This is a genomic window from Fibrisoma limi BUZ 3 (assembly GCF_000296815.2).
GTDB lineage: Bacteria > Bacteroidota > Bacteroidia > Cytophagales > Spirosomataceae > Fibrisoma > Fibrisoma limi.
Genome location: NZ_CAIT01000007.1, coordinates 436,450 through 452,501 on the forward strand (window position 1 = coordinate 436,450; position 16,052 = coordinate 452,501).

Genomic DNA, 16,052 nt, shown 5'->3' on the forward strand with positions numbered 1-16,052 from the left:
AACCGTTCTGGTGCGCTTTTGATGAATACCCCACAAATAACCGCCCCATGAAAGCCCTGTTCACCCTCATTGGTTTGCTGATTACGCTTGCTGCCGTTGCCCAGCAGCGGTTCGCCGATCTCGGCGACTTCCGGCTGGAGAACGGCCAGACCATTCGTAACTGCCGGCTTGGCTACCGGACTTTTGGCAAACTCAACGCGAACCGGTCGAATGCCGTGCTGGTACCGACCTGGTTTACCGGTACGTCGGACAACAAGAAGTTCGTTGCCGAACCGGGAAATATTGCCGACAGCACCCGGTATTTCACCATCGTTGTCGATGCGCTGGGCAATGGTGTATCCTCCTCACCGTCCAACAGCACAACACAACCGGGCGCGCAGTTTCCGCAGTTCAGCATCCGCGATATGGTCCGGTCGGAGTACGAGCTGGTTACGAAACACCTGGGTCTGTCGCACCTGCACACCGTCATGGGCATTTCGATGGGCGGCATGCAGTCGTTCGAATGGCTGGTTACGTACCCTGATTTCATTGACCACGTAGTACCCATTGTCGGAACGCCCAGGCAGAGCAGTTACGACAGGCTGTTCTGGGGTACCCAACTGAACATTCTGGAACGCGGCAACTACTCGCCCGATGCCATGAAAACCGTGGCCGCTCTGCATGAATTGAACCTGACAACGCCGGGCTATTTTTTCAGCCATCTGAAAGCCGAGGAAGAACCCGCCTTTCTGCAAAAGAAAGAGGCCGACTACGTTAACCGAAATCCCTACGACTGGGCTTCGCAGTTGCGGGCAATGATCGGCCACGACATCTACCACGGCCAGACCGTAGCCGAATTGAAAAACCGGATCAAAGCCAAACTCCTGATCGTGGTCGCTACCCAGGACCATATGGTCACGCCCGGCCCAGCCATCGAACTGGCCCGATCGCTACAGGTTCCGCTTATCGAACTCCCCAGCGACTGTGGCCACCTGGCTACCTCCTGCGACACATCCATTCTGAAAACAGAGGTCAGCAAGTTTCTGATGCAATAAGCCTTCTACAACCTGCCAATTCACCGCGTTGCTGCTACTGCTTGCCGTCTATGCCGGGGCGTTGGCTGGGGTTTGTATGGCCAACTTCTCCTGAACACACGAACATACGTTATGTTACTAAAATTTAATTTTAAAAAATTTATAGTCAAAATATATACATACTATATTTGTATAGTAAACAGTATCTCTCTATGAATTCAAACAACTACTTACTGCTTAAGGAGGAAAACGAAACGCTCGTTTCCTTTAAAAAACGCCTGCAAAACTTTGCCATTGCGAACCGGTTTGCCCGACCGGCTCACGCTGCGTATGTAGCGGATCGCATTATCCAGCTTAACCTGACCGATCAATTCAAATCGTATCAGCGAGGGTCCTGATCCTGCTGCCCTGATTTGCCTTAGTAGCTACACCATACTGCATACATAGCCAGTAAAGCGCAACGGCCTCCCCCATGTCAGGGCGAGGCCGTTGCGCTTTACTAGCCAGAATTATTAACAGAATGCCATCTGGCTGTTAATTCCAGCCGCCACCCAATGCCCGGTACGTATTGACCATAGCATTCAGTTGCTGCACCTTCGTTTCGACCAGGTCAAATCTTGATTCCAGCGCATCGCGTTGGGTCAACAACACCTCCATATAATCGGCTCTTGCTGATTTGAAAAGCGTATTGGAAATATTGGTTGACTGAATCAGGGCATCCACCTGCTTTGATTTTAGATCATAGCTCTTCTGCAGGTTGTTGATGTTGGCCAACTGATTCGCCACCTCGATGTAGGCGTTTAGAATAGTACGTTCGTAATTATAAACAGCCTGAATCTGCCTTGCGTTTGCGCTGTAATACAGCGCTTTTATCGCATTTCGGTTAACCAATGGCCGGGTTAAACCGCCAATCAATGAATACAGCAATGATTCGGGGTTTAACAAAAGAGCAGGATTGTAGGAATTGAAACCCACGGCTGCCGAGAGGTCCAGTGAAGGCAGGAAGTTCGCTCTGGCCACCTGCACATCCAGTTTGGCAGCTTCGAGATCCCGTTCGGCCCGTCGGATATCAGGCCGGTTTTGCAGCAACTGCGAGGGAATGCCGACCTGCATGGTTTCGGGCACCAGCGCATTGAAATCCTGCGAACTCCGTCCGACATGCTGTGGGAACCTGCCCACCAGGAAATTAATCCGGTTCTCGGTTTCAGTAATTCGTTGCTGAATGTCGTATTGAAGACTCTGGGTGCGAAGTACCTGGGCTTCAAACCGACGTACCGCCAGTTCCGTAACCTTGGCCGACTCCTTCTCGGTCCGAACGATGGCCAGGGCATTGTTCTGGATATCAATGTTTCTCTTGACTATATCCAGTTGGCTATCCAGTCCCAGCAACTCATAGTACGAGTTGGCGATCTCGGCCACCAGATTCGTGACCGTGAAATTTTTCCCTTCAATAGAAGACAGGTACCGGATGGCCGCAGCTCGTTTCGCATTGTGCAACTTATTCCATATATCCACCTGCCAGGAAACATTGGCGGCTAAAATGAAATCCGGCAACGGATTGGGGAATTCATGACCGGGCCTGATTTCCGTACTCTCTTCAATAGCGCCTGGCCGGGTGTACCGTCCCACCTTGTCAACGCCTGCGCCTGCTTCCAGATTAACGAACGGCAGGTATTCCCCGGTTCTGGCCCGTACTTCGTTTTGAGCGACCCTGATCTCCTGCAACGTAATGTTCAGTTCCTGGTTGTTGCTCAGCGCGGTATCAATCAGGGCAGTCAGGTAGGGGTCCGTAAAAAACTCCCGCCACTTGAGTTTGCCCGTATTGGTGGAGTCCTGCCCGTTGTTGTAACTAACAGGAACAGTCCTGTTCTCGGTTCTTGTAACCAATGCCGGGGTTCTGCATGACGTTATGAGTAACGTCATGCAGGTAATTCCCAGACACTTATAAAATAGGTCCTTATACATGATTAGTGCTTTCTTCTGATACAGGGAATGTGTCTAATTGATGAACCAGATTGTCGGTCAACGAATCATCCTCCTCACCTTTGATCATCTTCCGGCCATCGGCTAACTTGCCAAATATGTAGTAGAGTCCGGGGATGATAATGACCCCGAAAATGGTACCGAATAACATACCGCCCAGCGCCGAAGCACCAATGGTACGGTTACCGATCGCACCCGCGCCCGTGGCAATAATCAGCGGAATCAATCCGGCTACAAAAGCGAATGAAGTCATCAGGATTGGTCGGAAACGGACCTTGGCCCCTTCAATAGCTGCGTTCAGAATCGTTTCGCCCTGCTGGCGTTTCTGCACGGCAAATTCGACGATCAGTACGGCGTTTTTACCCAACAGACCTACCAGCATGATGAGCCCGATCTGGGCATAGATGTTGTTCTCCAGCCCCATCAGCTTGAGCATCAGGAACGAGCCGAATACCCCAACCGGCAGTGAGAAGACTACCGCCAGCGGAATGATGAAACTTTCGTACTGAGCAGCCAGCACCATGTACACGAAGGCCAATACAATCAGGAACACATACAGCGACTCGTTGCCCCGGATCGATTCGTCGTAGGAAAGACCTTCAAACGCGATGTCGTATCCTTTCGGTAACGTCTTGGCTGCCACTTCCCGAATGGCGGCAATCGCTTCGGCGGTGGTGTAACCTTTAGCCGGCTGCCCCTGGATGGCGGCCGAATTGTACAGATTGAACCGGGTAATTTCATTGGGTCCCTGCCCCTTCTTCAGCGTCATGAAGGATGAGTAGGGCACCATTTCGCCGGCATCGTTTTTAACAAAAAGCTTTAGAATATCGGATGGAAGCCGTCTGAAGCTGGGATCAGACTGCACGTACACTTTGAAGAACTGGTTGAATTTGATAAAACCCTGTTCGTAGGTACTACCGATCATGATATTGAGGTTATCCATGGCTTTACCGATGGATACGCCTTTCTGCATGGCCCGCTTGTTGTCGATCTCCAGTTCGTACTGAGGATAGTTGGCGGCAAAGAAGGTAAACAGGCCCGTGAGCTCTTTACGCTTGCCCAGGTTATCCATGAACTCCTTGTTGATCTTGTCGAACTCCCGATAATCGGTGTCGGTCGTTTTGTCCAGCAGGCGCATGGAAAACCCACCTGACGTACCAAAGCCCGGAATGGCTGGTGGTTCGAAGAATTCGATCGTAGCACCAAGGCCTCTCGATTTCTCTTCCAGTTCTTCCATGATTTCCTTTACGTTCTGATCGCGCTCTGACCAGGGTTTCAGGTTGATCAGACACGTACCGGCATTGGAGCCGCGACCTTCGGTCATGATCTCGTAACCGGCCAGCGAAGAGACCGATTCGATGCCTGGCACCTCTTCACAGAGTCGCTGAAGTCGACGGGAAACCTCGTTGGTTTTCTCCAGGGTCGAGCCCGGGGGCGTCTGGATGATCGCGTAAATCGTACTCTGGTCTTCGTTTGGAATAAATCCGGCCGGCAGCACCTGATTCTCGTAAGCAATCCCCAGACAGAATGCGGCCAGCACCCCGAACGTCACGACTCTGCGGTTGACGATCAATTTTAGCAGACCCACATACCGCCCGGTCATTTTATCAAAGCCCCGGTTGAAGCTGTCCAGCGCGCGGGTCAGTATGTTTTTCTTGCGAGCGTGCCCATGATGGTTTTTCAGCAGCATGGCACACAACACGGGCGTCAGCGTCAGGGCGATCAGGGCCGAAATCACAATGGAGCTGGCCATCGTAATGGAGAACTGACGATAGAACGTACCCACCGGACCGGTCATGAACGAAATGGGCAGGAACACCGATACCATCACCATCGTGATAGCGATAATGGCGCCACTGATCTCACCCAACACTTTTTTGACCGCCCCAAAGGGAGACAGATGCGGCTCTTCTTCCATTTTGGCGTGTACGGCTTCGACCACCACAATCGCGTCATCGACCACAATACCAATGGCCAGTACCAGCGCAAAGAGCGTAATCAGGTTGATGGAAAGTCCAAAAAACTGAATCACGAAAAACGCCCCAATCAGCGATACCGGAACCGCCAGAATCGGAATCAGGGTTGAGCGCCAATCGCCCAGGAATATGAACACCACAAAGGCTACCAGAAAAAACGCGTCGCGCAACGTATGAATAACCTGCTCGATGGAGGCATCCAGGAACTGAGATACGTCATAGCTGATCTTGTAGTCCATGCCCGGAGGGAAGGAGCCTTTCATTGCCTCGAGCTTAGCTTTTACCTCCTCAATTACATCGCTGGCATTACTACCATAGTTTTGCCGCAACACAATGGCGGCCGATGCGTGACCATCGAGGTTAGAGTAAATATCGAAGAATTCACTTCCTAATTCGACCCGGGCTATGTCCTTCAGGTGAATACTCTCCCCATCGGCATTGGCCCGGACAATGATATCTTCATACTCTTTTGGCTCGCTGTACCGTCCTTTATACGTAAGCACGTATTCCAGCGACTGGGCAGCAATACCGGAGCTTTGCCCGATCCGGCCGGGCCGGCCAATGATGCTTTGCTCCCCTAAGGCCTTCATGACTTCCTCTACGGAGATATTGTAGGCCCGCATGCGGTCAGGGTTAAGCCAGACCCGCATTGCATACCGTCGGCTACCCAGTATCTGCGCCCTGGCTACCCCTCTGGTCCGCTGGATCTCAGGGATCATTTTAACGGTAGCGTAGTTGAACAGAAATTTCTCGTCAATGCTCTTCGACTTGGAATAGAGGTTGACGTACATCAGCATACTGGGCTGAATGGGCGTGATGATAACCCCTTCCCGCTGAACGAGTTCAGGTAGGAGCGGCATCACCTGATCCACCCTGGTTTTTACCCGGATAACCGCATCATTCGGGTCCGTACCGGGTTCAAAAATGATCCGGAGGGTAGCTTCACCCGCACTGGTTGCATCCGTTGCGATATACCGCATATCCTGGACCCCGTTGATGGCCTGTTCCAGGGTAATCAGCGTGGACTTAACCAATACGTCAGCACTGGCACCGGGATAAGCAATGAATATGTTTACCGTGGTGGGGGCAATATCCGGGAATTGAGAAATAGGCAGCTTCTTGATAGCCAGTACGCCCACGAAGACGATCATGACCGATATCACAATCGCGAATACGGGTCTGCGTATGAATTTAGTGAACATGTCTTCCGCTTTCTAAAATGTCAGATTATTCGGCATACAGCTCCAAGTGCGCGATGACAGCCTCGGGCTTTTCGAATTTGTAGTGGATTTTTTCGTTTTCTTTTACCTGACGCAAGCCTTCGAGAAGGATCTTGTCATCTTTTCTAAGCCCGGATTGAACGACAAAAATGTGAGGCATCTCCGCGGCTATGTTAATCTCCCTCGACCGAATCACATTGTCTTTGTCCACCACATACACGTACTTCTTGTCTAGGACTTCGAAGGTGGCTTTCTGCGGGATAATCAGGGCGTTTTTAAGCGGTACGGTCATGCGAACATTACCTGTTTCGCCGTGGCGCAGGAGCCCTTTCGGATTCGGGAAGGTAGCCCGGAACGCAATGTTCCCGGTTTCGTTGTTGAAGTCAGCTTCAATCGTTTCCACGACGCCGGGGTGGCCAAATAGTTCGTTGTTCGCCATCACCAGGTTCACGCGCTTCATGTTGTCATTATGGTGGGTTTTAAAGTCGAGGTATTCGGCTTCCGGTACGTTGAAGTACACCCACATTTTGCTGTTGTCCGACAGCGTAGTCAGCAAATCGCCCTCATCAACGAGGCTGCCGAGCCGCACCTGAAAATGGTCCATGATGCCGCTGAAGGGAGCCCTGATCTGGGTGAACTGCAAATGCGTTTTAGCAAGCGCTACCTCAGCGTTTGCTTTATCGAACTTAGCCTTGGCCAGCGCCAGTTCATTTTTGGATACGATGTTGCTGTCGGCCAGTCGTTTCGTGTTCTGGTATTCAATACCCACATAGTTGGCTTCAGCCTCCGATTTTTGTAGCTCAGCATTGTACACTACGGGCATAATCTGAAACATGAGCTGCGCTTGTTTTACGTACTGACCTTCGTCTACAAAGATCTTTTGCAGGTAACCCTTTTCTAAAGCCCTCACTTCAATGTGCTGGATTGAACGGACCTGACACACGTAGTCTTTGGTAGCCGTTGTGTCTCTCTGCAAAGGGCTCGTAACCAAATAGCTGACTTCCTCCTCTTTCTTTTCTTCAGCCTGCGTTGAACAGCCTATGTTGGCCAACAGGGCACATACGCTTAGAATCATGGGGATTCTTTTCAGAAGAATCTTAAGTGACATGGTTGTATTTCGGGGGTTTTATGAAAGAATCTATTCGAATGAACATTAATGAACAGTAGCTGCTTTCTCCGGCGGAGCATTAGGAATATGCTCCAATTGACGAATCAGGCTGTCTTTCTGCATGTTGGCCCGCTTGCACTCGGAAAGCTGCTGCCAGGCCATATCATCCACCGCGTAAGCCGTATCGCCTACTTCATAGTCAATAATGCTTCGCTGATGGCTTTGCTCGTACAGCAGAAATCCGTTGAACAATAGCGAAAGAGCCAGTGCCAGCCCGAAGCCGTAGAGCAAAATCGAGCCGGCCGCCCCGGGCCGCCCCGGGCTGAAACGGGAAATACGACGTTGCATAGTCTGTGTCTTCATTATCTGACACAAAACAATCGCCTGACATTAGAACGGTATGAGAAGGAAATTAGAAGAAATTAGAAAGGTCCAAAGCCTATGCAGTTTTCTTAAAATAGTGGCTATTTTCCATTAACAAAGTGCAATTTTCACCTCAATGAATAGCTTTTTTTTCAATCAAATGTGGTCAGTATCCTACCAGAACTGACTGGCACAGGGCAAACTTTCTTAAACGAATCGTGGGAAGTCAGGCGAACTGGCTTGGAGATTTCTTTACCCCAAAAAACACCTGACAACAAAAAAGTGGGACTGTTTAGGGATAGGGTCTGGATTTAACCGGCGCGTTCTGTTAAATTCCGGCTTTTGACCGATCATAACTTGTTCATTACTCGCAGTGATGGAAGTACACCTGATGAAAAAAGCCATTGTTCTGCTCCTGATTACGTCAGTTTCATGCCAGGTAGCACAGAAAACGCAAAAAAATAATTTACCCCCCTGGACCCCTTACGACGAATCGGCCGAAATAGCCACCACGACCACTCATGAGTCGCAACGAATGCGGTTCAAGCTGATTCAGTCCAGAAACCTTGACAAAAACGGCCTCCTGCAACAGATTGCCGGTCAGTTGACGAATTTCACGGCAGCCGACTATCAGCGCCTGAAACCGCTGATTCTGGAGCAGGACATACCGACCTTACAGGCGCATATTCAGGCGGGTAAGCTCACCTACGAAAAGCTGACGCAGTGGTATTTGTACCGGATTGCTCTGTACGAAAACAACCGCGACCTGTTTCTCAACAACCTCATTGCCATCAATCCCGGCGCCGTAGCCGAAGCCCGCCAACGCGACAAAAACAAGTCGGCGGCTGCCCACCCAATTTTTGGAATGCCCATTATCCTGAAAGACAATATTAATCTGAGCGGGCTGCCCACCACCGCCGGGGCGCAGGCATTCAGTCAGAACACCGCCACCAAAAACGCTTTCATTGTGGAGCGATTGCGGGAGAAGGGAGCCGTCCCGCTGGCAAAGGCCAACCTGAGCGAGTGGGCTAACTTTATGTGTCTCGACTGCCCCAACGGCTACAGCGCCATGGGCGGGCAGACCCTGAACCCCTACGGCCGCAAACGGTTCGATACGGGCGGCTCAAGCTCAGGCAGCGGCTCAACCATAGCCGCCAACTATGCCGTTGCTGCGGTCGGTACCGAAACATCCGGCTCTATCCTGTCGCCGTCGAGTGCCAATTCGATTGTCGGGCTGAAGCCCACTACGGGTTTGTTAAGCCGGGGCGGCATCGTGCCTATTTCGAGCACCTTCGATACGCCCGGCCCCATGACACGCACAGTTGTCGACGCAGCCATTCTGCTGTCGGCTATGGCGGGCGAAGACCCCACAGATCCGGCCACAAAGAACAATCCAAAAGACAAACCGTACTGGCAGGACGTAAAATCGGGCAACCTGACCGGTCTTCGGTTCGGGGCTTTTAAACCGCTGCTGAAAGACTCGGTCTACGCCCTCAACGTCGAGAAAATCAGGGCGCAGGGAGGCACAGTGGTTGAGATTGAGCTGGAACAGGCTCCCAACGAAGGTTTCGGGACGCTGTTGAACGCCGACATGAATGCCGATCTGCCGGCCTACATCCGTAACTACGGGTCAGCGACGCTTTCTTACCGCTCTGTGGCCGACATTCTGGCGTATAACAAACAAGACTCGACTAACCGGATGCCTTACGGGCAAGGCCGGATTGCGGGCGTTATCAAAACCACAACAACCGCCGACGAGATGGCGCAGCTACGTGCCAACATTCGCAAAAGTGGAGTTAGCTACTTCGAAAAGCCTATGCAGCAGTACCGGTTAGACGCGGTTCTGTCCATTAATAACCGGAGCGCGGGCCAGGCTGCTGCCGCCAATTATCCGTGTCTGACCGTACCGATGGGCTACAAAACGAACGGCGAACCTATTGGTATGACGTTCATTGCACGGCCGTTTGAAGAAGACAAACTCCTGAGAATTGGCTACGCCTTCGAGCAGGCCACCAAAGCGCGCCGGATACCAGCCAACTACAATTAATCGGTCAGCGTATTTCGGCAATCTCTGGCTTACTACGACTCAACCATTACCGCAGCCAGCACGACACTTTGCCAAATACGAACGACAAACGGTAAAGCAGTTAGAACGTTCCTTAGCGATTATCAGAACCCATGATAATTTGTACTAAAGCACCTTCCACTCTAGTGACTCTCATCCGTGAGAACGAGGAGACTAGCGTGTGCATAACCAACGTTAGGCCACTGCTTGCTATGAAAGAGAAGACGAAACCAACCAGCGACTCCGCAGTTACACCAAAACGAATACTTCTTAGAGTAAAGAATACAATCACGGCCACTGGGAGTGTGTAAAGCAAGAACCTTGAAACGTTTTCCGACGAAATAGTCATCTGTAACCGTACCCCATCGGAGGTCTCTTCCAGATGGCCAGTCAGATCCAAGTAAACAATAGATCGACCATATTCGATGTATCGGACCCACAGATTGTTCCCATTGATACGGCCTGAACAAACAATCTTAGCCAGGAGGAGATTGCCCCGCTGGACCACCAGCGGGGAAGCAAATGCCGTGGAAAGACGCTGGCGGGCTGTCTCTAAGGGAACCGGCAGCAGCACTTCTCGGCGGATTTCCATTGGACTAACACGATTATTCAGTAACCAGATGTTTAGTCGTTGCCAGATTAAGAAGGGAAACACAACAACATGGCAATGGATTTCCTTGCTTATCATTAAGCCGATCTGAACTATGCGTGTCCTATGTCTGCCCCGGCAACCGTATAATCACAGTAGTGCCTTGGCCCACCTTAGACGCAATCTGCATAGTGCCCTGGTGCAGTTCAACGATTTTCTGCGTCACGGCCAGGCCAATCCCATAGCCGGGTACGCCTTCAACGTTACTGCCCCGGTACAGCGGGTCCAGTATGTGCGCTACGTCGGCTTCGGCAATGCCGCGCCCCTGGTCCGCGACGGTTACGGTAATCTGCTCATCCCTGGCTTCCAGTTGTACGGCAACCGCGTCGCCCGAATACTTACAGGCGTTATCCAGTACGTTTACGAAAGCAGTCGTCAGCAAGGTAGCATTGCCTTTCACCGTTAACGACTCTTCTTCATTCGTCACAAACTGAAGCGGCAGGTTCCGGTCCGGATACCTGATCTGCACCTGCTCGATGGCGGTAAGCAGGCAATCATCCACCTGAACGGCCGTCAGGGCAACGGCCCTATCCGTCACTTTAGCCAAACCGAGCAACCCGTTGGTCAGGGCAATTACTTTCTTCAGTTCTTCCACCGCTATCTCCATGCTTTCGCGCCAATCGACTGGATTCTGGTCATAGCGGAGGGAGGTTTCCAGCGTACCGAGGGTGTTGGTGAGCGGTGTACGTAATTCGTGAGAAGCGTGGGAAACAAAGCTCCGCTGCGAAACAAACGCATCTTCCAGCCGAAAGAGCATGCGGTTGAACGTCATGGCCAGTTGGGCGATTTCATCCCGGCGATTTCCTTCATTTACCCGTTTATGCAGGTCTACGGCGGTGATCTGCTCCACTTCATCCACAATTTGGGAAATAGGCTTCAGCACACGCCCGGAAAAGTACCAGCCGGCCACTACCGTCAGTGTAAAGCCCAGCAGATTGGCCAGCAGCAGGATTTGTTGCAGCGCCCCCAGCTTTGAAAAGCCGATCCGGTCATAGCCGGACGCGAATATGTAGAACAACTGCCCCCGGTCGCGGTACGGGATTACGATGGATTCGAGGTGGCCACTTCGAAACTCAATTAACGAGGCCGTATCGAGCAGGGGGATCTTTTCCTTATAATAATCCGACTCTTTAAGGGTACGGTTGGTAAATACCAGATTGTGTCGGTTGTCATAAATACTGATTTGCTCCTCCACGATCGTCAGCAGATCGGTACGTACCATGTTTTTAAAAAAATCGTCGTGCAGATGTCGCCGGGAAATCAATAACCGTCCGGCCACACGGGCTTTTGATTCCAGCCGACTAAAAAACTCCTCCTGCCGGTACAGCGAATAAAAATACCAGACCAGCAAGGACAGGGTAATCTGAATGGCCGTAGCCAGCAACGTGAAAATGATCGTCAGGCGATTGCGAATGAGCATTTGAACAATTTATTCGGGACAGAGCCGGCGCTAAAACAATTGGATTTCGGCCCATGCGGTACGTATTTCCAAGCCGTTTGGGAGGCTGGTGGAGCCAGGTTCAGGACCTTGCACAACCCACCACCGAAATGCTTGTTAGTCCTCACGAAGGACGTACCCCATGCCAACAATGGTATGCAACAGCTTGGTTGAAAAGTCTTTATCGATCTTCTTACGCAGGTAGCTGATGTATACATCGATAACGTTGGTATTGCTGTCAAAATTCAGGTTCCAGACCCGTTCGCTGATGTCTACGCGGGAGATGATTTTTCCCTTGTTGAGCATCAGGTATTCCATCAGTGAATACTCGCGGGTGGTCAGGTCGATACGTTTGCCGGCCCTCGTCACGGTTTTGGTATCCAGGTTCAGTTCCAGATCGGCCAGCCGGAGTATCTGTTTCTGTTTGGAGCCGCTCCGGCGTGTCAACGCCCGGACCCGCAGCAGTAATTCCTGGAACTCAAAAGGTTTGGTCAGGTAATCGTCGGCCCCGGCATTGAACCCGTCGGATTTATCCGACAAACTGTCCAGCGCCGTTAACATCAGTACGGATACAGTTTCATTTTCCGACCGAATCAGCCGGCACAACTCAAAGCCGTTTAGTTGAGGCAGATTGACATCCAGAATGATGATGTCATATACATCCTTGCGAAATAGCGACAGGCCGGTACGTCCATCATACCCTACTTCGACTTCGTATCCTTCGGCCAACATACCTTTACGGATAAAAGAAGCCAGCCGCTCTTCGTCTTCAACTAAAAGAATTTTCATGAAACGATATTGGTTGAGTAGAGTTCTGCGCTACCTGTTTTCAAACAATTAGTGGGTTGGCTCCAGAATCAACGAACGGTCGATATACCGCTGGATCTACTTCCGGACATTCTGCAAAACAGGCGAACATGGCCCAACGATTGGGTCGTTTAGGCAGTGGTATGAACGATACCTTTTCCGGCAACACGGTGTTTAATCAACCCACAGGTGGCTTTGCAAGCCTGTATGACAAAGATAGGCATCCACACGTTCTACCCCTACCTGTACCTATTGAATCATGCTGATCAGTCAGCGCGCATGGTACCTCCGCGCAACCTCGTAGATCACGACCGTATCAATTGGCGCAGCCGTCAAATGCCACGACGTTCCCGCATAGAATCTGGCGACGTGGCCGGTCGAAAAAAAGGTGAGTAACGTAGGGGGCGGCACGATTCGTTTAATCACCCTGACCGGAACGTTCGCCCTCAGCGTTTGACGGTCTACGCCAAGGGGTACGACTATAAAATCGCCCGTTTTCAATGGCGACAACCCCGCTTCATACTGCTGCATACCAGCCTGGGTAGCATACCACTGCCATCCCCAGTGTCCCAACGCCCACACCCGACGATCCGGCGGAAGTTGTTTACGAATCTGACGGGCCGTCTGGCGATAAAAATCCGCGTAATACCAATCCGATACCGCAAGAACTACGCCTAACCCCAAAGCGAATCCTAACGAAACAGCCGCAACGGTTGATGTAACTCTATTGAGCAACGGAGCAGCCAGAAACATCATGGGCGGCAGAATGAGCAGGATATGACGCGTTGCCATAAACGGCGAAAAGAGCACCACAAATACCGTCATGGCCACCATCCAGAGCAGCAAGATAAACGGCGATTCATTTGGAACAGACCCTTTGACTGCGGCCGTAATAACGTCTCTTCCCAGCCATAGCGTCAAGCCGATAAACGCGGCCCCATTCAGCAGGAAGAGTCCGTAGAGGAGATGGTGCGCCAACTGCTCAGGAATAATCTGGCTATAAGTCGCCAACACAAGACTCACTATACCAACCAATGGCAGGCTCACCCAGCGTATCGACGGCTTGCGTTGCCTGCTAATCAGACCAACGTAGAGCAACAGGGTAAACGGCGAAATAGCCCCCAGGCCAATAATCAGCATCTTCACCATCTCGACCAAACGGCCAAATGACCAGGGAGCCCGGGGCCGATCAAACAGGTGGACCGAACCGTACTCCTGAACGTTGGCATAGGCCCAAAGTGCCAACACCCCAATCGGTATCAACACGACAGGCAGATACGCATGTTTCTTTCTAAACAGCATTAGGGCCGGCAGCATAACCAGCAAAGGCAGGCTCGAGTATTTTATCAACAGCGCAATGCTCAACGTAGTGGCAGCGAGCAGATACCGCACCCCGTCGGGATGGATACGGGGCGTCAATAGAATATAAAAGAAGACAAGCAGCAAAGCTACCAGCGGCACATCAACCATCAGATTCTGACTGACCAGAAAAGCAGGCGAAAACGTAAAAAATGCGGTTAATAACCCGGCATTCTGAACACGGAGCAGCAGGGCAATCTGGTGAAAAAAGTAAATGGCAATGAACGAAAATAAAGCCTGCATCAGATGGAGACTTACTTCAGAATAACCGAATACGCTACCTACGGCGGCTACCAGATAAAAGTACAAGGGAGGCTGGTTAGCATGGTGCAGCGGCTCTTTTTGCTGATACCAGTTTACCTGACCCGACATTGGCCTGAGAGGATGCTGTTCAATCCATTGAGCCGCTTCCAGATGGAATGTATCATCAATGTGAAACGGTTTGAACAGGTTAACGGCGGTGGCAATACCGAAAAGCGTAAGGCAAACCCCCAGCGGATGCCTGTTCAACGTAGTTATCCAGTTACGACGCTGATAAAGCGGTTCAGCGGTATTGTGTGCTTTTACGGTGTCAGCGTACATACAACCGGTATGAACAGGCTGGTGGGAGCCGGTTAACGATATGATAAGCTTCCTTCATTCTCCTATTGACTATGAATCACTTACGCAGTATTTCTTTGTTTCAGAACGAGCAAGGACTATGCCGCATTTCGACTTTTTAGAGAAATAACCTATTCACTATCAATCGTTTATTTAGAACTACAGGCTATTTAACTATAAACGTATGAAAACAGCCTTATTAGACGGCATTTGAAAACAACAGACGTCGGGCAGTTTGTTCTTCTCAAAACGCCCTGCCCAACGCCTGATGAACGCTCGCCCGTCAACAGCATCAGTGTAGTGCTGCTTATCAGGCGGTTCCCATAGAGTGGGGTTACCGAAGCAAACCTAAGTAGTAACCATTTCTTTACCCGCTGTTTATTATTTGAACTGTGGCAAAGGCTGTGTGAAAAGTAATTTTTGCTGACCAATCCGTTTACCGCCACGGCTACCTCAGAGCCGCTATCGACAGACCTGACTACATTATTGCCAGCCACTCAAAAACTTCCCGAACGCTAGCTTGCAAACAACCAGCCAGGCATCGGGTTGGTAAAACAAATTGGCTTGTATCTGCTTTTGAGCAAATGACCCTAACAATTACCGGCTACTCAACGGCGCTGTTTGCCACCTGGTATTTCATCGAAGAACTTCGCCTGCTTTTCGACGCCGGGGATGGCGTAGCGGCTTCTTTACTACAAAAGTCCCGCAAGATTGACCACATCTTCCTCTCCCACGCCGACCGCGATCACGTAACGGGCTTGCTGCGGCTGAACGAATTAAACGCACGCGAGGGTCTTCCGCAGCTATTCTTCCCGGCTGATTCTATGTCCTTTCCGGCTTTGGAAGTGTTCAGTAAGCAGTTGGATGAACGGGTGAAGCAAACCCGTTGGACCCCTATCCGCGCCGATGAACAGATCGAGATCCAGAACGATACGTTTGTGGAGTCGGTCCGTAACAACCACGCCGTTCGGGCGCAGCCGCACGAGATAAAGAGCCTGGGCTATCAGGTCTATCAGGTAAGACACAAGCTGAAGCCGGATCTATTATCCCTGCCGGGCGAAACCCTCCGGCAGTTGGCGACCGACATTGGTAAAGAAAACATGACGTATGAAGTCCGCACGAACCTGCTGGCCTACTCCGGCGATACGCCCATCGAAAACTTCGACCGCTGGGATAATACCGGCATCCTGATTCACGAAGCTACGTTTCTGACCAACGAGGAATTTGCCGGGCTGGACACGAACCGCAACCGGCACAGTACGCTGGAGTCCGTGCTGCAAATCGTGGCCGACTTGCACATAGACACCCTGATTCTAGGCCATTTTTCGTCGCGGTATTCGCACGCGGAAATCGACGAAGCCATCCGGCGGTTCTGCAAACAGTTTGGGGTGAAGATTCCGGTGTACCGGCTGCTGCCCGGCCTGATACACCGGGATATTCTGAATGAAGAGCCGATTAATTAGGGGAAGGC

General features: G+C 51.3%; 12 protein-coding genes. 4 read left to right on the forward strand and 8 right to left on the reverse strand.

Features of this window, described 5'->3' with window-relative positions:
- Window positions 1-47: 47 nt before the first annotated feature.
- Window positions 48-1,034, forward strand: a complete 987-nt coding sequence (locus BN8_RS18045; RefSeq protein WP_009283358.1) for an alpha/beta fold hydrolase — start codon at window positions 48-50, stop codon at window positions 1,032-1,034.
- Between the two features lie 191 nt (window positions 1,035-1,225).
- Window positions 1,226-1,411: a hypothetical protein gene (locus BN8_RS18050; RefSeq protein WP_040006226.1), complete on the forward strand. Its 186-nt coding sequence runs from the start codon at window positions 1,226-1,228 to the stop codon at window positions 1,409-1,411.
- Window positions 1,412-1,547: 136 nt separating this feature from the next.
- Here the strand turns inward: BN8_RS18050 and BN8_RS18055 are convergent, their stop codons facing one another.
- From BN8_RS18055 to BN8_RS18070, 4 genes are all read right to left on the reverse strand, one after another.
- Window positions 1,548-2,978: a TolC family protein gene (locus BN8_RS18055; protein ID WP_040006227.1), complete on the reverse strand. Its 1,431-nt coding sequence runs from the start codon at window positions 2,976-2,978 to the stop codon at window positions 1,548-1,550.
- On the reverse strand, window positions 2,971-6,174 hold the full coding sequence (locus BN8_RS18060; protein ID WP_009283361.1) for an efflux RND transporter permease subunit: 3,204 nt from the start codon (window positions 6,172-6,174) through the stop codon (window positions 2,971-2,973). Before BN8_RS18060 ends, BN8_RS18055 begins: the two co-directional genes overlap by 8 nt.
- A gap of 25 nt (window positions 6,175-6,199) precedes the next feature.
- Window positions 6,200-7,267 carry an efflux RND transporter periplasmic adaptor subunit gene (locus BN8_RS18065; protein WP_229368109.1) on the reverse strand — a complete coding sequence of 356 codons (1,068 nt, stop codon included), beginning with the start codon at window positions 7,265-7,267 and terminating at the stop codon, window positions 6,200-6,202.
- 78 nt (window positions 7,268-7,345) lie between these two features.
- On the reverse strand, window positions 7,346-7,648 hold the full coding sequence (locus BN8_RS18070; protein WP_040006229.1) for a hypothetical protein: 303 nt from the start codon (window positions 7,646-7,648) through the stop codon (window positions 7,346-7,348).
- Between the two features lie 391 nt (window positions 7,649-8,039).
- Here BN8_RS18070 and BN8_RS18075 point away from each other — a divergent pair, with 391 nt between their 5' ends.
- A complete protein-coding gene (locus BN8_RS18075) occupies window positions 8,040-9,710 on the forward strand; it encodes an amidase family protein (RefSeq protein WP_009283364.1) in 1,671 nt (556 codons plus the stop codon).
- 112 nt (window positions 9,711-9,822) lie between these two features.
- Here the strand turns inward: BN8_RS18075 and BN8_RS18080 are convergent, their stop codons facing one another.
- The 4 genes from BN8_RS18080 to BN8_RS18095 form a co-directional block, all read right to left on the reverse strand.
- Window positions 9,823-10,320, reverse strand: a complete 498-nt coding sequence (locus BN8_RS18080) for a hypothetical protein (RefSeq protein WP_144051766.1) — start codon at window positions 10,318-10,320, stop codon at window positions 9,823-9,825.
- Window positions 10,321-10,441: 121 nt separating this feature from the next.
- Complete coding sequence (locus BN8_RS18085) at window positions 10,442-11,797, reverse strand: HAMP domain-containing sensor histidine kinase (protein ID WP_009283365.1); 1,356 nt, start codon at window positions 11,795-11,797, stop codon at window positions 10,442-10,444.
- Window positions 11,798-11,932: 135 nt separating this feature from the next.
- Window positions 11,933-12,604 carry a response regulator gene (locus BN8_RS18090; RefSeq protein WP_009283366.1) on the reverse strand — a complete coding sequence of 224 codons (672 nt, stop codon included), beginning with the start codon at window positions 12,602-12,604 and terminating at the stop codon, window positions 11,933-11,935.
- Between the two features lie 288 nt (window positions 12,605-12,892).
- The gene (locus BN8_RS18095; RefSeq protein WP_009283367.1) at window positions 12,893-14,563 is read right to left on the reverse strand and encodes an ArnT family glycosyltransferase; all 1,671 of its coding nucleotides are present in this window, start codon (window positions 14,561-14,563) and stop codon (window positions 12,893-12,895) included.
- Between the two features lie 602 nt (window positions 14,564-15,165).
- On the opposite strand from BN8_RS18095, the gene BN8_RS18100 reads away from it, so the two are divergent.
- Window positions 15,166-16,044 (forward strand): MBL fold metallo-hydrolase, encoded by an 879-nt coding sequence (locus BN8_RS18100; protein WP_009283371.1) that lies wholly within the window; start codon window positions 15,166-15,168, stop codon window positions 16,042-16,044.
- Window positions 16,045-16,052 lie beyond the last annotated feature (8 nt).